Origin of the sequence: Nitratireductor sp. CH_MIT9313-5 (assembly GCF_037029545.1) — a bacterium.
Taxonomy (GTDB): domain Bacteria; phylum Pseudomonadota; class Alphaproteobacteria; order Rhizobiales; family Rhizobiaceae; genus Chelativorans.
Genome location: NZ_JAYMER010000010.1, coordinates 176,244 through 197,498 on the forward strand (window position 1 = coordinate 176,244; position 21,255 = coordinate 197,498).

A 21,255-nucleotide genomic window follows, 5' to 3' on the forward strand; every position below is an offset into this window, starting at 1 on the left:
CTAGCGCCTGGAGGTCGGGCCGGGCAGTGCCGCACGCCACTGGCGCATGAAAATCTCTCGCTTCGCCTCGTCCAGGCCGACAAGGAGCGCCGGGGTCATGGATATCGGGCGGAAGGTTTCCAGATCATCCGCCTTCTGCCCTGTCAGCCGCTCCAGCCGTTCCGCACCATCGATGGGCGAAAGCAGCCGCATGTCATTGGAGAGGATGTCGCGGCCCTGGGATGAAAGCATGAAGTCGATGAAGCGGGACGCCGCCAGCGGGGAGCGCGCCTGGCGCGGCACAAAGGCCGCGCGGGCCATCACCAGCGTGTAATCGCGTGGCAGGACAATGCCGATCCGGTCGTCCTCCTCGATATAGTCGAGTGCGTAGGAGCCAAGCACGTTATAGCCGATGAGAAGCCGCCCATCGGCCACCCGCTCCAGAATCTCGAAGGTGCAGCAGTAGAGTTTCGCATTGTTGCGGCCCAGACTTTCCACCACACGACCCCAGGTCCCGGCCTGCAGCGCGTCCTGAAAGGCGAAGAAATAGCCAAGGCCGGAACTTGCTATGTCGTAGGTGCCGATACGCCCGGTGTAGTAGGTGCTGGAGCGCAGCAGATCGATCAGTTCGAAGCGGCTTTGTGGTGCGCCCTGTTCGCGAAACCATGCGCGGTTATAGACCATGACCGCTGGCTCGAAGGTGAAGCCGAACAGTTCGTTGCGCCAGCGCGCCCAATCCGGCAGCCGTTCGGCCTCCGCCAACAGCAAGGGCTTTGCGCAGCCGTCATTCACCAGCTTGAGCTGCTGGTCGACCGCGGAGGAAATGACGACATCGGCGAGAAACTCGCCTGACATGCAGGCCTCTTCCTGTCGTGCCGCGATCTCGTTGGAGGTCAGCTCGTGATAGGTCACCGCAAGACCGGGATTGCGCAGCTGAAACGCTTCCACCATGGGGCGGAAGACCGCCAGATCCGTGGTGCTTTCGATAACCAGTTCTTCGACAACCTGTCCGCCATCGGCGGGTGGCAGATCGAACTGTCGCGCCTCGCTGATGCTTGCTGCAAGCGCCATCGCTATCAGGGGGGCCAGTCGCTTCAATGTTCCACCCTTGGCATTTCCAGACCTATCTCGAAGCCGTTCCCGTTTCTGCATAGAATGCGTGCCTGATGCATCTGCGCGACCGAGGCGGTGATGGAAAGACCAAGCCCCGCGCTTTCAGGGCTTATTCCATCGCCAATGAAGCGCTGTCCGATGCGGGCACGCTGGCTCTCGGCCATACCCCTGCCAGCATCGCGTACCAGTATCACGGCGCGATCTTCCGCTTCCGTCGTGACAGTGACGCCGATCGGATGGGCACCATGTTTGACCGCATTTGACAGCAGGTTCTTCACGGCTTCACGCAGGCTGACCGCATCGCCCTTCACCATCACCTCGTCGTCGGGGAGGGATACCGCGATGGGCTGGTTGGCAATTGCGCGGATCTCGCGTTCCGCCTCGACGGCCACGCGGCGCAGATCGATCGCTTCCAAGGTAGCAACATCTGCCCGGTGGGAAATCAGTGCGTGGCTGAGAAGCTGGTCGGCGAGGCGGCCAAGCCCGACACTTCGCGCGTAGAGGCGGCGGTGAAGGCGCTCGAGGCGCTGCGGGTCCTTCTCACCCAGCGCAAGCTGCGCCTGGGCACGCAGTGCAGTTATGGGCGTGCGGATCTGATGGGCTGCGTCAGCCACGAAGTTCTGCATCGCCTCGATGCGCTGGTCGAGCCGGCCCATGAAACGGTTGATCGCCGAAACGAGCACGGCAACTTCCCGAGGCGCGGCAACATCAAGCGGGGAGAGGTCATTGGCCTCGCGCGCGAGAATCGCCTTCTCCACCCGTGTCAGCGGTCGAAGCGCAATTTGCAGCACAAACATGGAGATGAAGAAGAGAACAACCGCGGCTACCGCGATTATAAGGGCTGCCTGCGTGGTGATGCTGCGTGCAAGCGCGCCGCGTTCGGCGGTGGTTTGCGCCACGATGATGTCCACCTTGCCTCTCATGGAGCGCTCCGCAAGCTGCCGGGACATCAAGACCGCGCGCACCGGTACGCCCTTGAAGCTCGTGGCATAGATGGTGGGCTCTCCGGCCTTGCGCTCATCAGGCAGGGGCAGATCCTCATAGCCGGTCAGGTTGCGACCTTCGGGACCGATCACGCGGTAGAACACCCGGTCCTCCCGCGCCAGCGAAAGGAGTTCGAAAGCGGATACGGGAAGGTCGACGCCGACTTCACCCTCGCTGACATAGACGCGCTCGGCAATCTGGAGAGCCGCGCCGCGCAGCAGTCGGTCGAAGGTTTCATCACTGGCTGCCTGACCGAAACGGCTTGCGGCAAGGATCGTGGCGATCACCGCAACAACAAGAATAATCAGCATTGCCAGACCAAGTCGGAAGGCAATGGATTGGGTCTTCTGCGAAAACGGGGCGGATGATTGCAGGCTCACCATTCAGGTCCCGCGCTTGATCGCCTGATAGCCGAGGCCGCGCAATGTCTTGATCTCCAGGTCAGCTCCTTCCAGCTTCTTGCGAAGGCGCGCGACATACACCTCCACGGCGTTCAGCCCAGCCTCTCCGGTAAGGCCGTAGAGCCTTGAATAGAGATCGTCCTTGTCGAGAACGCGCCCGAGATTGGAGATGAAGGCTTCCAGAAGAACAAATTCGCGTCGGGTCAACTCGACCTCGCGCGCATCCAGATCCACGGTACGCGCGGAGAGATTGCAGCGCAGGTTTCCGATCTCTGTCACTGCATCGGCCACCCCGTGCTGGCGGCGGCTGACCGCACGCGCTCTGGCCTCAAGTTCGCGCAGGTCAAATGGCTTCACAAGATAGTCGTCCGCACCGAAATCGAGTGCGTCGATCTTGTCATCGACATGCATGCGCGCGGTGAGGACCAGCACGGGGACCATGTTCTTCGCCGCACGCAGCTGCTTGAGGAGATCAAGGCCGGAGCCATCGGGCAGGTTCAGGTCGAGAATGACCAGGTCGAAGGGATCAAGGCCCAGAAAATGCTCCGCGTCCTCACGCGTTGTCGCATGTTCGCAGACATGACCCTGGCGCTGAAAATGCGCGAGGATCGCGTCCGCCACGTCCTCCGTATCCTCGACCACCAATATGCGCACGAATTGTTGCCCTCCCGAATCTGACAGCTTGATGACAGCTTGCCGCCTTATCGTTCGCGAACCTTCGCACGAAAAGCGTGCGGCAGGAATATGGGAGGTTTATCCATGAAGAAACTCGCTGCAGCAGGTGCTGCAACCCTTTTCGCTGCGCTGGCATTCGCTGGTCAGGCCATTGCGTTCGAGCCGAAGCAGACCGAGTGCATTGCACCGGCCAATGCCGGCGGCGGCTGGGACTTTACCTGCCGCCAGGTCGGCAAGACGCTTTATGACCTCAAGCTCATTTCGTCACCCATGCAGGTGACCAATCTCGCCGGTGGCGGCGGTGGCGTTGCCTATGCGGAGGTTACCTCCAAGCGCAATGACGACAACAATCTCATCGTCGCGGCTTCCTCGGCCACCAGCACGCGTCTTGCACAGGGTGCATTTCCGGGCGCCAGCAAGGACCAGGTGCGTTGGGTGGGTTCCATCGGTGCAGACTACGGCGTGATCGCCGTTGCCAAGGACTCGGAAATCAACACGCTGCCGGAACTGTTCGAGAAGGTGAAGAACGATCCGAAGTCGGTTTCTTTCGCCGGCGGTTCTGCCGTGGGTGGCTGGGACCATCTGAAGGTTCTCATCGCCGCAAAAGAGTCCGGGATCGATGATGTCCGCTCCGTCAAATATGTCGCCTTCGAAGGCGGCGGCGAGGCCGTGACCCAGCTTCTGGGCGGCCATGTGCAGGCATTCTCAGGCGATATTTCCGAGACCAAGGGTTTCGTCGATTCCGGTGATCTGAAGGTTCTTGCAGTCCTGGCCGACGAGCGCCTGCCGGGTGAGGAGTTCAAGGATTTCCCGACCGCCGTCGAGCAGGGCATCAATGCCACGGGTGCCAACTGGCGTGGTTTCTACGCTCCCGGCGAGATGAGCGACGAAGCCTATGACTTCTGGGTCAACACCATCAAGACGACCTATGAAAGCGACGAGTGGAAAGAGGTCATGAAGAACAATGGCCTGATGCCGCTGGCCAAGTTCGGCGATGAATTCGAGTCCTTCGTTGCCAAGCAGATCGCGGACACCGAAGAGCTCAGCCGCGAAATCGGCATCCTGCAATAACAGCACCCGAAAAGGGGCCGTCGGTCGCGCATCGCCCCCGATGCGCGGCCGGCAACTCACACCATACCGGGAGGTAAACCATGAGCGATCGCGTTCTTGGCGGGACGTGCCTCGTCCTTGCGCTGCTCTACATCCTTTTTGCCACGCAGATCCGCGTCGGCTTCATCTCGGACCCGATGGGCCCGAAGGTTTTCCCGATCGTGATCGGGGTCGCACTCGCCCTTGGCTCCCTCTATGTGCTCTTCCGCCCGGATCCTGAGCCGCTTTGGCCTGCCTTCGGTCGGGTTGGCGAGATCGTGCTCGCCGTTCTGGTCATGGTTCTCTACACCTATGCCCTGCCGCATGTCGGCTTCACGATTTCCACCACATTTGCAGCCGGTATCCTGAGCTGGCGTCTGGGCGCCAGTCCGCTTGCCGCCAGCATTGCAGGCGTGGTGATCGCCGTCAGCATCTTCGTGATTTTCCGCACGATCCTCGGCCTTTCACTCGCGCTCGGCCCGATGGGCTTTTGAGGAGACCTGAATCATGGACGTTTTCTCCAGTCTTGCGGACGGCTTTGCCGTCGCACTCACCTGGCAAAATCTCGGGCTCGCGCTTGTCGGCTGCTTTCTTGGCACGATCATCGGCGCGCTGCCGGGCCTTGGGCCATCCAATGGCGTGGCCATTCTCATTCCGCTGGCCTTCACGCTGGGACTGCCCGCAACGCCTGCATTGATCCTTTTGACCTCGGTCTATTACGGCGCCATGTATGGCGGACGCATATCGTCGATCCTCTTGAATATCCCCGGCGACGAGCCTGCGCTCATGACCACCCTCGACGGTTATCCGATGACCAAGCAGGGCAGGGCCGGTGAAGCGCTCGCCCTGTCAGGCATTGCCTCCTTTGTTGGTGCGTTCTTTGCCACCTGGGGCCTGGTCTTCCTTGCGCCTCAGCTGGTCAAGGTTGCCCTGCTTTTCGGCCCGGCTGAATATTTCGCCCTCTTCACGCTCGCCTTTGCCACGCTTGGCGGCATTGCTGCACGCAATCAGGCGAAGGCGGTCATGGCAGCTGCGCTCGGTCTTGGCGTGGCCATGATCGGGGTGGACCACCAGACGGGCGTGCCGCGTCTGACCTTCGGTGAAATCCATCTCTATGAAGGCATCCACTTCCTGATCGCGATTGTCGGCCTGTTTGCGATCTCCGAGGTTTTCCTATTCCTCGAGCATGCCAATGGAACGGCACCGAAAGCATCGGATACGAAGCTCAACCGCATCACCGCACCGCTTTCCATGCTGAAGAAGACGAGCGGCACCATGGCGCGTTCCACGGTGGTGGGCTTCATCGCCGGCGTCCTGCCGGGAGCGGGCGCTTCGCTCGGCTCATTCGTGTCCTACACGATCGAAAAGCGCATGGCCGACAAGGAAGGCACATTCGGCACGGGTGATCCGCGCGGTGTTGCAGCTCCGGAAGCCGGCAACAATGCTGCTGCCGGCGGAGCGCTGGTGCCGATGCTTGCACTTGGTGTTCCGGGTTCAGGCACGACCGCGGTTCTGCTTGCCATGCTCATGGCGCTCAACATCACCCCGGGACCGTTGCTCTTCACGCAGCAGCCGGATGTGGTCTGGGGCCTGATCGCAGCTCTCTTCATCGGCAACATCATGCTGCTTCTGCTCAATGTGCCGATGGTGGGTCTGTTCGTGCGCGTGCTGCAGGTGCCGACGAAATATCTGATGCCGGCCGTGGCGATGATCTCCTTCGTGGGCATTTACGGCCTGTCCGGCTCGACCTTCGACCTGATGGTGATGATCATCTTCGGTGTCGCGGGCTATCTCCTGCGCAAGCTCGACGTGCCGCTGGTGCCGGTCATACTTGGCATCCTGCTCGGCAACGAGATGGAAAAGAACATGCGCCGTGCGCTGACCATATCGGATGGCGACTATTCCATCCTGTGGGGTTCGCCCATGGCGATCGGCATCTGGTGTCTGGCCATTCTGGGCTTCATTGCCCCGCTGGTGGTGGGCCGTTTCTTCCGCCCGAAGAAAGACGCGACCGTCGCACCATAACAAACCGCGTCCTGTCGCCCGCGCCATACCGGTGCGGGCGACATATCCTTGTCAGATAGCTGTCATGGCAGCATCAACTTCCTGAAACAGTCTGCCCTCAGAGTGCGCGCTTGCCATTCAACCGAGGGAGACTGTCATGAAACCTTACGCAGTGCGTACCCGCCGCCAGTTCCTGGCGCAAAGCAGTGCTGCCGCACTTGTTGCGACCTCCAGCCTTGCTCTTCCATCGATTTCCCGCGCAGCCTCGCGCCCCGAATTTACCCATGGTGTCCAGTCGGGTGACGTGGACATGACCACCGGCATGATCTGGACGCGCGCGGATCGTCCCGCCCGTGTCGAGTTCGAGGTCGCGACCACCGAAAGCTTTTCCAATGCGCGCCGCCTGCCCACGCTCGACGCCCTGCCTGAAAGCGATTTCGCCGTGAAGCGTCTCCTGACCGATCTCACGCCCGATCAGGACATCTTCTACCGTATGCGCGCTGTCGACCTCACCGACACGAATGCTGCTTCGGAATGGATGGTCGGTCAGTTCAAGACTGCACCTTCGGCACGCCGCGACATCCGTTTTGCCTGGTCGGGCGACACCGCCGGTCAGGGCTGGGGCATCGACGAGACCGGCATGAAAACCTACGGCACCATGGCCGGTCACCGCCCCGACTTCTTCATCCATTCCGGCGACACGATCTATGCCGATGGTCCGATGCAGGATGAAGTCACGCTCAAGGACAACAGCGTGTGGAAGAACACGGTCCTGATCGACGAGAAGCGCAAGGTTGCCGAAACACTTGCCGAGTTCCGCGCCCAGTGGAAATACAACATGATGGACGAGCATGTGCGCGCGATGAATGCCGTCTGCCCGACCTTCTTCCAGTGGGATGACCATGAGGTCGTCAACAACTGGTCGGCTGCCAAGGATCTTTCCGAAGACGATCGTTACACGGAAAAGAATGTCGCGCTCCTGCAGGCGCGTGCGGCCCGCGCCTTCCACGAGATGACGCCGATCCGCTTCACGCCCGCCGAGCCCGGCCGCGTCTATCGCAAGATCGCCTATGGGCCGATGCTCGACATCTTCTTCCTCGACATGCGTTCCTATCGCGCAGGCAATTCGGACAGCATGCAGGAAGAGCAGAGCGAGGAAACGCGCTTCCTGGGCGACGAGCAGATCCGCTGGCTCAAGCGTGAACTCGCCAATTCCCGCGCCACCTGGAAGGTCATCGCCTCCGACATGCCGATTGGCCTCGTCGTGCCCGATGGCGACAAGATCGAAGCCATTGCCAATGGCGACGATGCAGGCCCGAAAGGCCGCGAATTCGAGATCGCGGACCTGCTGCGCTACATCAAGAATGCAGGCATCGAGAATACGGTATGGTTCACGGCCGACGTGCACTATACGGCAGCGCATTACTACAACCCGGACAATGCCGCCTTCCAGGACTTCAAGCCATTCTGGGAATTCGTCTCCGGGCCGCTTCACGCGGGCACGTTCGGTCCGAACAAGCTCGACAACACCTTTGGCCCGGAACTGAAATATGTGAAGGCGCCGGCAGAGGATCAGGGCGTCAATCTTCCGCCCTCGGAAGGCTTCCAGTTCTTCGGCCTTGTCGACATCGAGGCTGCCACCGAACAGATGACCGTTCGCCTCATGGATCGTGACGACAACGAGCTATACAAGGTGACCCTCGACCCGGTCAGATCGGCCTGACCCTTTCACTTCGGTGAAAAAACCTGTATGAGCGCGGCCAACGTAACTTGGCCGCGCTTGTTTGCATCGCAGCCCGCCTGACCCCAAAGAGACAAAATGAACCTGCGCAATATCGCGATCATCGCACACGTTGATCATGGAAAAACCACCCTTGTCGACGAGCTGATGAAGCAGTCGGGCTCTTTCCGCGAGAACCAGCGCGTTGCCGAACGCGCGATGGATTCGAACGATCTGGAGAAAGAGCGCGGCATCACCATCCTTGCAAAAGCCACCTCGGTGGAATGGAAGGAAACCCGTATCAACATCGTCGACACGCCCGGCCACGCCGATTTCGGTGGCGAGGTGGAGCGCATCCTGTCCATGGTGGATGGTGCCGTGCTTCTGGTCGACGCTGCCGAAGGCCCGATGCCGCAGACCAAATTCGTGGTCGGCAAGGCGCTCAAGGTTGGCCTCAAGCCGATCGTTGCGATCAACAAGATCGACCGTCCGGATGCACGTCACGAGGAAGTCATCAACGAGGTCTTCGACCTCTTTGCCGCTCTCGATGCCACCGACGAACAGCTCGACTTCCCCATCCTTTACGGTTCGGGTCGCGATGGCTGGATGAATTACAGCCCGGAAGGTCCGAAGGATGAGGGTCTCGGACCGCTCTTCGATCTGGTCCTGAAGCATGTGCCCGAGCCGACTGTCGAGGAAGGTCCCTTCCGCATGATCGGCACGATCCTGGAAGCCAACAACTTCCTCGGCCGCATCATCACCGGCCGCATTGCAGCCGGTTCGGTCAAGCCGAACCAGGCAGTCAAGGTTCTTCATCACGACGGCACGCTTCTGGAAACGGGCCGTGTTTCCAAGATCCTCGCCTTCCGCGGGCTTGAGCGTCAGCCGATCGAGGAAGGCCGCGCGGGCGACATCGTTGCCATTGCCGGTCTTTCGAAGGGCACCGTCGCCGATACGTTCTGCGACCCGTCCATCAGCGAGCCGATGCAGGCGCAGCCGATCGATCCGCCGACCGTCACCATGAGCTTCATCGTCAATGACTCGCCGCTAGCCGGTACCGAAGGCGACAAGGTGACGAGCCGCGTCATCCGTGATCGCCTTCTGAAGGAAGCAGAAGGCAATGTGGCGCTGAAGATCGAGGAAGCACCGGACAAGGATTCGTTCTACGTGTCGGGTCGTGGCGAGCTTCAGCTTGCCGTTCTCATCGAGACCATGCGCCGCGAAGGCTTCGAGCTTGCCGTTTCGCGTCCGCGCGTCGTCATGCACAAGGATGAAGCGGGCAACCTGCTCGAGCCGGTCGAAGAGGTCGTCATCGACGTCGACGAGGAGCATGCCGGTGTCGTCGTGCAGAAGATGTCGGAGCGCAAGGCCGAGATGGTCGAGCTCAAGCCGTCCGGCGGTGACCGTCAGCGTCTTGTCTTCCATGCGCCGACACGCGGCCTGATCGGCTACCAGTCCGAGCTTCTGACCGATACACGCGGTACGGCGATCATGAACCGCCTGTTCCACGAATATCAGCCCTACAAGGGCGAGCTTCCGGGCCGCAATAATGGCGTCCTGATCTCCAACGACAATGGCGAGGCCGTGGCCTACGCGCTCTTCAATCTGGAAGATCGTGGCCCGATGGTCATTGATGCCGGCGTCAAGGTCTATCAGGGCATGATCATCGGCATTCACTCCCGCGACAACGATCTGGAAGTGAATGTGCTGAAGGGCAAGAAGCTCTCCAATGTCCGCGCCGCAGGCAAGGATGACGCCATCAAGCTCACCCCGCCGATCCGCATGACGCTGGAGCGCGCGCTTTCCTGGATCCAGGACGACGAGCTGGTGGAAGTCACGCCAAAGAACATCCGCCTGCGCAAACTCTATCTCGACCCGCATGAGCGCAAGCGCTTCGAGAAAAGCAAAACCGCAGCAGCGTGATTGATACGGGGAAGGCCATGCCTTCCCCGTTTTGCTTCCGGCAGCGTTATCGCGAAAACAGGCAAGCCAAAATCACGAACCTGGAGCAGCGTTTTTACCTCCACGTCATCCCGGAAGCCGTTAGGCTATCCGGGACCCATTGGCAGATGATAGCAGACCGCGGCCCTGTCCTCGCCCAAGCGCCCGCCAGCACCTTCAGCCCCTTCTGCGGAAACCGGCCGCGCCCCTCAATAGGTCCCGGCTCTCGCTCCGCTCGGTCGGGATGACGCCTCGGGTCGGTCTCTCCTCCACCTCGTCATCCTCGGGCCTGACCCGAGGATCCATGCCGGAACGGCGAGGATAAAACCCGACCGCCCCAGCACGCACTCCATCTCCGCCTCCAGAACCCTTCATCCCCCGCAAAGCCCTGAATCTCATGGCCAAACCATGCAATGACGGCGTTGATGAAGGCCCTCCCTATTCGCTATTCACCACTCACTATTCACCCTCTTTATCCCCGCCATCGCCACCCGCACTACACTCCAGCTATCGCCCTCACGGGAACCCGGATGCGCACCGGGCAGTCGGGGAGGGCGGCGGCAGCCTCCCCTTCGGGTTCGGTACCCGAAGCATGTGAGGGCCTGCGACAGGTCGGCGGCCGGTAGCATCGGGTGACAGACGATGCGAAAGCTGCGGAGAAGCCGCGAGGGCAGTGCTTGCCCGGCAAAGACCACCTGAAGAAGGTGCAGCCGGGGTCAACAAGCGGGGCCGGAGTGACCGACCGACAGCGGGACAGCGGCCGGACGGGCGGCCTCAGGGTCGCACATATAAAACTCAGACTGGCGTCACTGTGGCCGCCCGTCTTCCCGGTTCTTTGACAATGACCAGACGCGGTTTCGCGGGCGTGGTGATGATGGGGTGTGGGTTGTTGAGAGCGCGGTGCCAGGAACACCCCCCTCTGCCCTGCCGGGCATCTCCCCCTCAAGGGGGGAGATTGGCTAGAAGGGATGCCTCGCCTACCCAGAAAAGTAAGGCGTCGACATCACCGCGAATAATCTCCCCCCTTGAGGGGGAGATGTCCGGCAGGACAGAGGGGGGTGCGAAGGAGCGCGAACATATCCGCTTCACAAAAAGCCCATATCGAACCGCCGTCATCCTCGGCCTTGTGCCGAGGATCTGCCGCATCCCAACGACCCTGTGCCAAGCAAGTTGAGCGGACAGCAGATCCTATCGACAAGCCATAGGATGACGAACCTGGAGCGGCGCACTCCTCCACGTCATCCCGGAAGCCGCAGGCTATCCGGGACCCATTGGCAGAGCGTCATAGAACACGGCCCGGTCCTCGCCTAAACGTCTGCCGCAGCCACCTGCCCCTTCTGCGGATACCGGCCCAGCCTCTCAATAGGTCCCGGCTCTCGCTGCGCTCGGCCGGGATGACGGAAGCGGGGCTACCGCGTTGCTCCTAGCTTTACAGGTTTCACTCGCTGCTGGCTTCCAACTCCGCCAGCACCTCCTCCACACGCGGCATCAGCTCGCTTCGAATGCTATCACCGGTGAAGGGGCCAACATGTTTGTAGCGGATGGTGCCGTCGGGACCGATGAGGAAGGTTTCCGGCACGCCGTAAACACCCCATTCGATGGCGGCGCGGCCGGTGCGGTCGACGCCGATGGCATCATAGGGATTGCCAAGTTCGCCGAGAAAGCGGCGGGCGTTTTCGGGTTTGTCCTTGTAGTTCAACCCGACCATGTAGACCCGATCGTCGCTGGCAAGTTCCATCAGGAGCGGATGCTCCGCGCGGCAGGGCGCGCACCAGGAGCCCCAGACATTGACGAGGCTGACCTTGCCTTCGAAAACGGCCGGGTCAAGGCCCGGCAGATCAAGGCCTTCGAGTGGTTCCAGCGTAACCTGCGGCACGGGCTTGTCGATAAGCGCGGATGGCACGGTCGAGGTGTCGCGGCCCGACAGAAGCTGCATCAGGAAAACGCCCGACAGCGCCAGAAATGCCGCAAGAGGCAGGAGCATCAGCCAGCGGCGCGGTCTGCGGATATCCGCTTTACTCATTCTGCGTTTTCCTTGGCCTTTGCGCGCCGACGCACACCGCGTGCTTCGAGTTCGGCGATCTCGCGTTTGCGGGCGCGCTGATCGGTGATGATCCAGACGATCAGCCCGCCAATCAGGAGCGCTGCTGCGCCATAGGCGATGGCCACATAGGCTGCATGGCTCATGATGCTTGCCTCTCGGCCCGGCGTGCGGACATGCGACGCATCGCGACAACTCGACGACGCCAGATTTCGGCGCGCATGGCCATCAGGTGCAGCGTCAGGAAGAGCGCGGTGAAGCCCAGGGCGCAGATGATGAGCGGCCACAGCATGCTTGGATGGATCGTCGGACCATCGAGCCGCATCACCGAAGCCGGCTGATGCAGCGTGTTCCACCAGTCGACGGAGAACTTGATGATCGGAATATTGATGAAGCCGACCAGCGTCATGATTGCCGCAGCCTTGGCGGCCTTGGCCTGATCGTCCATGGACCGGGTCAGGGCGATGATGCCGAGATACATCAGGAAGAGAACGAAGACTGATGTCAGTCGCGCATCCCATACCCACCAGGTGCCCCACATGGGTTTGCCCCAGACCGAGCCGGTGATGAGGGCAAGCGCGGTAAATGTCGCGCCGATTGGGGCTGCTGCCTTTAGAGATACGTCAGCCAAAGGGTGCTTCCAGACGAGTGTGCCCAAGGCCGACGCCGCCATGGTGGTGTAGCAGAACATGGCAAGCCAGGCGGCAGGCACATGCACATACATGATGCGCACGGTGATGCCCTGCTGGTAATCTTCAGGCGCCTGAAATGCCAACCACAGGCCCACAGCCAAGAGCGCGGCGGCTGCGGTACCGAGCCAGGGCAGAAGCCGGTCGGTCAGCGCGATGAAGCGCGTGGGGTTGGCCAGTGCCATCCAGCGGGAAGGTTGTGCGGGCGCATTGTTCATGGCCGCCTAGATAAACCGCCTGAAACGCCTTCGCAATCGAACGCGATGTCGCGCGTTGCCTGAAAGTCTCACAATCGCGTCAATCCGCATTGCCCTTGAGCGCCAGGCTGGCCGCGAAGGGGCCGATGACGGCAAAAAAAAGCGTCAGCGCGGTGAGGATCAGGAAGGGAGGCAGAAACGGGTCGGGATCGGCAACGGCACCACGGCTTGCCGCAACGCCGAAGATGAGCACCGGTATGGTCAGCGGCAGGATGAGCACCGAGACGAGGAGGCCGCCGCGGGGGAGTGCCACCGCGAGCGCCGCACCGACCGCACCGATAAAGGTGATGGCGGGGGTGCCCACCAGAAGCGTGAGCGCGGCGGCGGCGATACCAAGCGGTTCGATATTCATGAAGAGGCCAAGCAGTGGCGAGACGATCACCAGCGGCAACACGCTTGCAGTCCAGTGGCCGAGGCATTTCACGAAGATCGCCAGTGCCAGCATGTGGCGGTGATCATTGATGAGGATCAGATCCAGCGAGCCATCCTCCCGATCTGCCTGGAACAGACGGTCAAGACCGAGCAGGCTTGCGAGCAATGCGCCGATCCAGAGGATGGCCGGTCCGATCCGCGCAAGCAGGTTGAGGTCGGGGCCGACGCCAAAGGGGACCACGGCCACCACGGCGAGGAAGAAGAGAATGCCGGTCAGCGCGCCCGAGCCGGTGCGAAAGCTTAAGCCGATTTCGCGGAGGTAGAGCGCTAGCATGGGAGGCTCATGTGGGCAGGTCGGCGCTCTGTCACACCCCCCTCTGTCCTGCCGGACATCTCCCCCACAAGGGGGGAGATTGGCTTGCTTTCACCTCCCATGTTCCTTTTGTAGGGGACACGGCGATGCCACAGTCGATCTCCCCCCTTGTGGGGGAGATGCCTGGCAAGGCAGAGGGGGGTGACCTTGGCACCCACCATCAAACCCCTCCCATCCGCAACTCCTGCATTCCGTCCAGCCCCAGCGGCAGATGGGTCGCAGCGACAATCATCCCGCCATCTTCCAGATGAGCCTTCATGAGTTCTGAGAACTGGCGTTCGGATGCGCGGTCGAGGCCGGCGGTAGGCTCATCGAGAAGCCAGACAGGACGGTAGCTGACCAGCATGCGGGCAATGGCCACGCGCCGACGCTGGCCGGTTGAGAGATAGGCAAAAGGCAAGTGGCCAATTTCGGCTAGGCCAACCATGTCGAGTGCTTCCCATGGCTCCAGATGCGGGCGGCCGCAATAGTCTTGCCAGAAAAGGAGGTTCTCCTCGACGCTTGCCGCATCCTTCAATCCGTTGCGGTGGCCGAGATAGTGACAGGCGGCTGCCAGGTCCGGCCATTCCTCACCGCCGCCATGGAGCCGAATCACGCCATGCGACTTTGGTAGGAGGCCGGCGAGAACACGCAGCAGTGTGGACTTGCCTGAACCGTTCGGGCCGGTGATCAGAAGGGCTCTGCCTTCTGCCAGCTGGAACGAGATTTCGCTGAAAACCCGTTCATCTCCGCGGTCTCCAGCCAATTCCTCCACTTCAAGCTTCAGGGCGGTCGATGCGGCGGACAAGGCGGATTCCATGATTTGAGAGTTTGAGGCGAAAATGCGCAATGGCAGTCTAGAACTCTTCTACGAAATTCTTTATATCCCGGGCAACCACGCCAGCGGTCGGCGTGTAACTCTTTGTGCCGATACCCGCGCGCGCGCCGCCTTGAACGGCCGGGACGCTTGGGGGCGGACAGCGGAAATGACCGTACCCGCACCTTTTGCGCGTGATGCCTTGAGGAGTCCGTTCCCGTTTCGGATGAACAGACTGTAAAGGATCGCTCGTGACCAAATCACTCGACAGTTTCAATTGCCGCCGCACCCTGAAAGTGGGTGACAAGGAATATGTCTATTTCGACCTCAAAGAGGCCGAAAAGAACGGCCTGGATGGCGTGTCCAAGCTTCCCTTCTCCATGAAGGTGCTGCTTGAGAACCTGCTGCGCAACGAAGACGGCCGCACGGTCAAGAAGGCCGATATCGAGGCGGTGAAGAACTGGATCGAGGACCGCGGCACAGCCGGTCACGAAATCGCCTACCGCCCGGCGCGCGTCCTGATGCAGGACTTCACCGGCGTTCCCGCCGTTGTGGATCTGGCCGCCATGCGCGATGCCATGGCCAATCTTGGCGGCGATCCGCAGAAGATCAATCCGCTGGTGCCTGTCGATCTGGTCATCGATCACTCGGTCATCGTCGATGAATTCGGCAATCCAAATGCTTTCGCGCGCAATGTGGAGCTTGAATACAAGCGCAATGGCGAGCGTTACCGCTTCCTGAAATGGGGTCAGAAGGCGTTCAAGAATTTCCGCGTCGTGCCGCCCGGCACCGGCATCTGTCACCAGGTCAATCTCGAATATCTCGGCCAGACCGTCTGGACCAAGGAAGAGGACGGTGCGGAAGTCGCGTTCCCTGATACCTGTGTGGGTACCGACTCCCACACCACCATGATCAACGGCCTCGGCGTGCTTGGCTGGGGTGTCGGCGGTATCGAGGCAGAGGCGGCCATGCTCGGCCAGCCGGTTTCCATGCTGCTGCCGGAAGTCATCGGCTTCAAGCTGACGGGCAAGATGAAGGAAGGCGTGACGGCAACCGACCTCGTGCTCACCGTCGTGCAGATGCTTCGCCAGAAGGGCGTGGTCGGCAAGTTCGTCGAGTTCTTCGGCGATGGTCTTGACCACATGACGCTGGCCGATGCTGCTACCATCGGCAACATGGCGCCTGAATATGGTGCGACCTGCGGCTTCTTCCCCGTGGATTCGGAGACGCTGAGCTATCTCAACATTTCCGGCCGCGACAAGGATCGTGTGGCGCTGGTCGAGGCTTACACCAAGCAGCAGGGCATGTTCCGCGAGACGGGTTCTGCAGACCCTGTGTTCACCGACACGCTGGAGCTTGATCTCGGCGATGTCGTGCCGTCCATGGCAGGCCCGAAGCGCCCGGAAGGCCGCATTCCGCTCGAGAAGATCGCATCCGGTTTCGCCGAATCGCTCGAAAAGGAATACAAGAAGGACCCCTCCACGCTGGAGAAGCGCTGGAAGGTTGAGGGCGAGGATTACGATCTGGGCCATGGCGACGTTGCCATCGCCGCAATCACCTCCTGCACCAACACCTCCAATCCGAGCGTTCTCATCGGTGCCGGCCTTCTGGCCCGCAATGCCAACCGCCTTGGCCTGAAGCAGAAGCCCTGGGTCAAGACTTCGCTGGCTCCCGGCTCGCAGGTGGTTGCCGAATATCTGGAAAAGTCCGGCCTTCAGAAGGAGCTCGACCAGATCGGCTTCAATCTGGTCGGCTTTGGCTGCACGACCTGCATCGGCAATTCCGGTCCGCTTCCCGCGCCTGTCTCCAAGACGATCAACGACAAGGACCTGATCGCCGCTGGCGTTCTGTCGGGTAACCGCAACTTCGAAGGTCGCATTTCGCCTGACGTGCAGGCCAACTATCTGGCATCGCCGCCGCTGGTCGTTGCCTATGCGCTCGCCGGATCCGTCACCAAGGACCTAACCAAGGAGCCGATCGGTCAGGACAGGCAAGGCAACGACGTCTATCTGAAGGATATCTGGCCTTCCAATCAGGAAATCCAGGAATTCATCCAGAAGCATGTCACGCGCGAACTCTTCGAGCAGAAGTATGCCGAGGTCTTCGAGGGTGACGAAAACTGGCGCGCGGTTCAGGTGCCGGAAGGCGAGACCTATGCGTGGGACGACAAGTCGACCTATGTGCAGAACCCGCCCTACTTCGCCGGCATGAGCAAGGATGTTACCCAGGTGTCCGACATCAAGGGCGCACGCATCCTCGGCCTCTTCGGCGACAAGATCACCACCGACCACATCTCTCCGGCAGGCTCCATCAAGGCGCAGTCGCCTGCGGGCAAGTATCTGATGGACAATGGCGTGGAAGTCGTGGACTTCAACCAGTACGGCACGCGCCGCGGCAATCATGAAGTGATGATGCGTGGCACCTTCGCCAATATCCGCATCCGCAACTTCATGCTGGGCGAGAACGGCCAGCAGGGCGGCTACACGATCCACTATCCTTCCAAGGAAGAGATGTCGATCTACGACGCGGCCATGCGCTACAAGCAGGAAGGCGTGCCGCTCGTCGTCATCGCCGGTGGTGAATACGGCAATGGCTCGTCTCGCGACTGGGCGGCCAAGGGCACCAATCTTCTCGGTGTCCGTGCGGTCATCGCGGTCAGCTATGAGCGTATCCACCGCTCCAACCTTGTTGGCATGGGCGTCATTCCGTTCGTGTTTGCCGAGGATGGCGTGGACTGGAAGTCGCTCGGCCTGAAGGGTGACGAGCAGGTGACGATCGAGGGTCTGGAAGACCTGAAGCCGCGCGCAACGCTCAACGCCAAGATTGCCTATGCGGATGGTTCGGAGAAAACCGTTCCGATCCTGTGCCGCATCGATACGCTGGATGAACTGGAATATTTCCGCAATGGCGGCATCCTCCAGTATGTGCTGCGTGATCTGGCTGCATAAGCCGGGTCGCTAAAGCAAGACAATCAGGCGCCGCGCTTTCAGATGAGAGCGCGGCGTTTTTCGTTGAAGGCATTTTCACCGCAACGTGACTTCCAAAGGAGCAGTTCTCACCGATAGAACTGATTGGACGGCCAACAGATCATCAGGAGACAGTTGCGGCATGAGCTTTGAACGCGGAATTAGAGCAAGAGGCTCCCTGGCCGCGCTCATGCTGGCTGCATATTTTTCCGCCGCTCCGATTCACGCTCAGGAGCGCCCATCGGCCGTTCTCGAGCTTTTCACGAGCCAGGGCTGCAGCTCCTGTCCCAAGGCCGATGCGCTCCTGAACGATCTGGCGGAAAATCCTGGCCTTCTGACCCTCTCCTATCATGTCGATTACTGGGATTATCTGGGTTGGAAGGATGAGCTTGCCTCGCCGGAGAACAGCCGGCGGCAGCGTGAATATAATGCCCGCGCCGACGGGTCGGTCTATACGCCGCAACTGATCTTCAACGGCGAACAGGCCCTTGTGGGGTCTGATCGCGGTGCAATCGCGTCTGCGATAAGGGACCAGGGCAACACGCCATTGCCGGTGGCGGTCGATCTGGAAGTGCGCGGAAATGTTCTGGCGCTCACGATCGGGGCCCAGGAAAATGCCGCACCCGGTCGCACCGAGATATTGTTGCTTTCTGTCGAGCCGCAGCGCGAAGTCAGGATCGAGGCTGGCGAAAACGCAGGCGAGACCATCCTCTACCGCAATATCGTGCGCGACCATCGCATCATCGGCATGTGGAAGGGCAAGGAGATGCAGCTGGAACTGCCGCTCGATGAAGTTGGCGGTTCAGCGGCCGAGGAATGCGTGGTCCTGGTTCAGAAGGTGGACCAGAACGGACATCCTGGACCCATTCTTGGTGCCGCTCGCACCCGGCTGTAGGCATCTGCCTGGACTTGCATGGCGAATGCCCAAGCGAGCGCTGCGCCATTCTCCGTTGAAAATTTACGCATAAGCGCCTGCTCTGGCAGGGTAGGCGCATATTGGCCGCGTTGGCGGCATCGTTATTTTTCGAGTGGGGGCGTTTTTCAGGCCGGGCTTTTCCGGGGCAATTTGAAGGACGTTCTTCCATGGATATTCGCGCGCAATTCATTTCATCCGATCATGCGCTTGCGCAGGAAGTGATCTTCCAGGGTGCTGCACCGACGCTTGATGCGCGGGCGATCTCGAAGATCCGGCTTGATGCGTCTTCCAGCCAGATCGCCAATTACCGGCGGGTGGGCGATGATCTTGTGATCGAGCTCACCAATGGCGAGCAGATCATTCTGGGCGGCTGGTTCGAGGATGACGAGGAACGCGGCGAACTGCAGATCATGCATGAGGATGCAAGCTGCCATGTGGCGGTGAGCTTTGCCGACGAATATCCCGGCCTCCTGCAGCCGCAGGTGAGTACCGGTGCCTGCAGCAATACGGATTTTGGCGGCGGTGCGGGTCTTGCCGGCATTGCCGGCCCGCTTGCCATTGGCGGCTTGCTTGCCGCCGGTGCGGTCGGTCTGGCTCTGGCGCTCGATGATGATGACGACAATGGCGGCGGCAATGGAGGCGGCGGTCAGCCGGGCACAAAGCCGGTGGTCAATCCGACCAATGGCAGGGAAGCCACCGGCACGGCCAAGCCCGGTACGATTGTCGAGATGGACCGGGACGGCGACGGCATTCCCGATGCCTCGGCCATTGCCGATGATGACGGGAACTGGGTGATCCCGATCGAGCCGCCGGCAGAGCATGGCGATGAACTGGAATTTGTCGGACGGGATCCCGAGACAGGCACTCCATCCGACCCGGTGCGGGAAGTGGTGGATGCGCTGGCACCCGATGCACCCAAGGTCAATCCGACCAATGGCAAGGAACTGTCGGGCACGGGCGAACCCGGTGCGACGGTGATCGTAGATGACAATGGCGATGGCATTCCCGATCACACGGCGGTGGTGGGTGATGACGGCAAATGGGTCATTCCCTTCGACCCGCCGCTTGAGGACGGGCGCGAGCTTGATGTGAGCCTGAAGGACCCGGCCGGCAATGAATCGGAGAAGGTGCCGGTGGTGGTGGACGGGGAAGCGCCCGACCTGCCGCAGGTCAATCCGACCGACGGACGGGAACTGTCGGGCACGGGCGAGCCGGGGGCGACCATCATCATTGACGACAAGCGCGATGGAACGCCGAACTATTCCACGATCGTGGGGCCTGACGGGTCGTGGTCCATCCCCTTCGATCCGGCCTTGCCCGACGGGCGCGAGCTTGATGTGAGCCAGCGGGATGAAGCGGGCAACGAGTCCGGCAAGGTGCCGGTTGTGGTCGATGCGCAACTGCCTGATGCACCGGTCATCACCGATCTGGTGGAGGATACGGGTACAGTCGGCGACTATATCACCAGTGACACGACGCCCACGGTCCATGGCACGTCCGAGGAAGAGGACGGGACGGTGGTGAATGTCTATCTGGGGGATGAGCTTGTGGGAACGGCCATCGTGTCCGGTGGTGTCTGGGAGTTCACCTCTGCCGCACTTGCCGACGGCGACTATGTGGTTACGGCCACCCAACTCAGCCCGCGCGGCACGGAAAGCCAGGCGTCCGCTCCGCTGGCCTTCACCATCGACACCAATGAGGGCGGCACGGTGCCGACCGAGGCGCCTGTGATCACCGGCATCGACACGGATGGCGGGATCGATCCCGAGGACGGCATCACCAATGATCCCACACTCTTCTTCGAGGGTACCGCCGACCGGCTGGCCACGGTCTGGGTCTATCTGGACGGCGCGCTTCTGGGCTCGGTGCAGGCCGATAATGACGGCGTGTGGCGCTATGACCATACGGGCACGGTGCTTGATGACGGCACTTACGAACTGACCGCGGAACAGCAGGATGCGGCGGGCAATGCCAAGTCTGCCATGTCCGCGCCATTCGCGGTGGTGGTCGACACCAATGGTGCAGGCGAAGGCACGCCGGTGCCCGCCGAACCGCCAACGGTCACGGGCATTCTGGATGACAATGGTCATGCCGATGATGACGGCATCACCAATGACACGACGCTGCACTTTCTCGGCGAGGCGGAACCGCATGCGCTGGTGACGGTCATGCTGGACGGCGTCGTCATCGGCTCGGAGATTGCGGGCGCGGATGGCGTCTGGCATCTCGACCACAGCGCGACCTCGCTTGCAGACGGTACCTATCAGGTAACAGCCACGCAGCAGGATGCGGCGGGCAATCCGGTATCCGCGCCTTCCGATCCCTTCACGGTGGTGGTGGACACCAATGGCGGCGGCGAGGGCGGCGAGACGCCTTCACCGGCACCGGTGGTGAGCGGCATCGAGGTGGATGGCGGGCTAGATCCGGCCGATGGCATCACGGATGAGACCATGCTGTTCTTCCTCGGCACGGCCAAGCCGCATGCGCTGGTGACAGTGCTGCTGGACGGTGTGGAACTCGGAACCGCGACTGCCGACGAGGCAGGCGCCTGGCGCTATGACCACACCGGCACGACGCTTGCCGACGGCACCTATCAGGTGACGGCCACCCAGCAGGATGCGGCGGGCAATCCGCCTTCACCCGTCTCGGACCCCTATCGCGTCATTGTCGACACCAATGAAGGGGGCACGGTGCCGACCGAGCCGCCGGTGATCACGGGCTTTGAGGAAGACAGCGGCGTGGTGGGCGACGGCATCACCAATGACAACATGATCGCCTTCACCGGCACCTCGACGGAAACAGACGGCACGGTGGTGACGGTGACGCTTCTGGATGAGGGTGGTGCAACAGTTGCAACCCTGACGGCAACGGTTGCCAACGGCACCTGGACGACGGGCGAAAGCCCGGCGCTGCCCGACGGCAACTACACCGCAACGGCA

At 61.3% G+C, this 21,255-nt stretch carries 16 protein-coding genes; 8 read left to right on the top strand and 8 right to left on the bottom strand.

Annotation, left to right across the window (positions count from 1 at the left end):
* Genes WA367_RS02115 through WA367_RS02125 form a run of 3 tightly spaced genes read right to left on the bottom strand, consistent with a single transcriptional unit; the run spans position 1 to position 3,131 of the window.
* Positions 1-1,077 (bottom strand): ABC transporter substrate-binding protein, encoded by a 1,077-nt coding sequence (locus tag WA367_RS02115; protein ID WP_336055152.1) that lies wholly within the window; start codon positions 1,075-1,077, stop codon positions 1-3.
* Positions 1,074-2,459: a sensor histidine kinase gene (locus WA367_RS02120; RefSeq protein ID WP_336055153.1), complete on the bottom strand. Its 1,386-nt coding sequence runs from the start codon at positions 2,457-2,459 to the stop codon at positions 1,074-1,076. The genes WA367_RS02115 and WA367_RS02120 overlap by 4 nt, the downstream gene beginning before the upstream one ends.
* Positions 2,460-3,131: a response regulator transcription factor gene (locus WA367_RS02125; protein ID WP_336055154.1), complete on the bottom strand. Its 672-nt coding sequence runs from the start codon at positions 3,129-3,131 to the stop codon at positions 2,460-2,462. It abuts the gene before it with no gap.
* 105 nt (positions 3,132-3,236) lie between these two features.
* Here WA367_RS02125 and WA367_RS02130 point away from each other — a divergent pair, with 105 nt between their 5' ends.
* From WA367_RS02130 to typA, 5 genes are all read left to right on the top strand, one after another.
* Positions 3,237-4,223 (top strand): Bug family tripartite tricarboxylate transporter substrate binding protein, encoded by a 987-nt coding sequence (locus WA367_RS02130; protein WP_336055155.1) that lies wholly within the window; start codon positions 3,237-3,239, stop codon positions 4,221-4,223.
* 80 nt (positions 4,224-4,303) lie between these two features.
* Positions 4,304-4,735 carry a tripartite tricarboxylate transporter TctB family protein gene (locus WA367_RS02135; RefSeq protein WP_336055156.1) on the top strand — a complete coding sequence of 144 codons (432 nt, stop codon included), beginning with the start codon at positions 4,304-4,306 and terminating at the stop codon, positions 4,733-4,735.
* Positions 4,736-4,748: 13 nt separating this feature from the next.
* Positions 4,749-6,266 carry a tripartite tricarboxylate transporter permease gene (locus tag WA367_RS02140; RefSeq protein ID WP_336055157.1) on the top strand — a complete coding sequence of 506 codons (1,518 nt, stop codon included), beginning with the start codon at positions 4,749-4,751 and terminating at the stop codon, positions 6,264-6,266.
* A 136-nt stretch (positions 6,267-6,402) separates the two neighbouring features.
* Positions 6,403-7,968 carry an alkaline phosphatase D family protein gene (locus tag WA367_RS02145; RefSeq protein WP_336055158.1) on the top strand — a complete coding sequence of 522 codons (1,566 nt, stop codon included), beginning with the start codon at positions 6,403-6,405 and terminating at the stop codon, positions 7,966-7,968.
* 96 nt (positions 7,969-8,064) lie between these two features.
* Positions 8,065-9,888 carry a translational GTPase TypA gene (gene typA / locus WA367_RS02150; RefSeq protein WP_336055159.1) on the top strand — a complete coding sequence of 608 codons (1,824 nt, stop codon included), beginning with the start codon at positions 8,065-8,067 and terminating at the stop codon, positions 9,886-9,888.
* 1,456 nt (positions 9,889-11,344) lie between these two features.
* On the opposite strand, the gene WA367_RS02155 is transcribed toward typA, so the two are convergent.
* The 5 genes from WA367_RS02155 to ccmA form a co-directional block, all read right to left on the bottom strand.
* On the bottom strand, positions 11,345-11,929 hold the full coding sequence (locus WA367_RS02155) for a DsbE family thiol:disulfide interchange protein (protein ID WP_336055160.1): 585 nt from the start codon (positions 11,927-11,929) through the stop codon (positions 11,345-11,347).
* Entirely contained in the window at positions 11,926-12,096 is a 171-nt protein-coding gene (gene ccmD, locus WA367_RS02160; protein ID WP_336055503.1) for a heme exporter protein CcmD, read from the bottom strand. The genes WA367_RS02155 and ccmD overlap by 4 nt, the downstream gene beginning before the upstream one ends.
* Entirely contained in the window at positions 12,090-12,854 is a 765-nt protein-coding gene (locus tag WA367_RS02165; RefSeq protein WP_336055161.1) for a heme ABC transporter permease, read from the bottom strand. Before WA367_RS02165 ends, ccmD begins: the two co-directional genes overlap by 7 nt.
* A 79-nt stretch (positions 12,855-12,933) precedes the next feature.
* Positions 12,934-13,599 carry a heme exporter protein CcmB gene (gene ccmB / locus WA367_RS02170; protein ID WP_336055162.1) on the bottom strand — a complete coding sequence of 222 codons (666 nt, stop codon included), beginning with the start codon at positions 13,597-13,599 and terminating at the stop codon, positions 12,934-12,936.
* A gap of 199 nt (positions 13,600-13,798) precedes the next feature.
* Complete coding sequence (ccmA, locus tag WA367_RS02175; RefSeq protein WP_336055504.1) at positions 13,799-14,404, bottom strand: heme ABC exporter ATP-binding protein CcmA; 606 nt, start codon at positions 14,402-14,404, stop codon at positions 13,799-13,801.
* A 281-nt stretch (positions 14,405-14,685) separates the two neighbouring features.
* On the opposite strand from ccmA, the gene acnA reads away from it, so the two are divergent.
* The 3 genes from acnA to WA367_RS02190 all read left to right on the top strand — a co-directional run.
* Positions 14,686-17,382, top strand: a complete 2,697-nt coding sequence (gene acnA / locus WA367_RS02180) for an aconitate hydratase AcnA (RefSeq protein ID WP_336055163.1) — start codon at positions 14,686-14,688, stop codon at positions 17,380-17,382.
* 160 nt (positions 17,383-17,542) lie between these two features.
* A complete protein-coding gene (locus WA367_RS02185; RefSeq protein ID WP_336055164.1) occupies positions 17,543-18,295 on the top strand; it encodes a DUF1223 domain-containing protein in 753 nt (250 codons plus the stop codon).
* A gap of 188 nt (positions 18,296-18,483) precedes the next feature.
* Positions 18,484-21,255: Ig-like domain-containing protein (locus WA367_RS02190; RefSeq protein WP_336055165.1), on the top strand; the 2,772-nt coding region annotated here is incomplete at its 3' end.

Excerpts from the sequence above, each read along its gene's own strand:
- WA367_RS02120 (WP_336055153.1), bottom strand. The coding sequence starts at position 2,459 with ATGGTGAGCCTGCAATCATCCGCCCCGTTTTCGCAGAAGACCCAATCC.
- WA367_RS02130 (WP_336055155.1), top strand. The coding sequence starts at position 3,237 with ATGAAGAAACTCGCTGCAGCAGGTGCTGCAACCCTTTTCGCTGCGCTG.
- WA367_RS02135 (WP_336055156.1), top strand. The coding sequence starts at position 4,304 with ATGAGCGATCGCGTTCTTGGCGGGACGTGCCTCGTCCTTGCGCTGCTC.
- WA367_RS02140 (WP_336055157.1), top strand. The coding sequence starts at position 4,749 with ATGGACGTTTTCTCCAGTCTTGCGGACGGCTTTGCCGTCGCACTCACC.
- WA367_RS02145 (WP_336055158.1), top strand. The coding sequence starts at position 6,403 with ATGAAACCTTACGCAGTGCGTACCCGCCGCCAGTTCCTGGCGCAAAGC.
- typA (WP_336055159.1), top strand. The coding sequence starts at position 8,065 with ATGAACCTGCGCAATATCGCGATCATCGCACACGTTGATCATGGAAAA.
- WA367_RS02155 (WP_336055160.1), bottom strand. The coding sequence starts at position 11,929 with ATGAGTAAAGCGGATATCCGCAGACCGCGCCGCTGGCTGATGCTCCTG.
- WA367_RS02165 (WP_336055161.1), bottom strand. The coding sequence starts at position 12,854 with ATGAACAATGCGCCCGCACAACCTTCCCGCTGGATGGCACTGGCCAAC.
- ccmB (WP_336055162.1), bottom strand. The coding sequence starts at position 13,599 with ATGCTAGCGCTCTACCTCCGCGAAATCGGCTTAAGCTTTCGCACCGGC.
- WA367_RS02185 (WP_336055164.1), top strand. The coding sequence starts at position 17,543 with ATGAGCTTTGAACGCGGAATTAGAGCAAGAGGCTCCCTGGCCGCGCTC.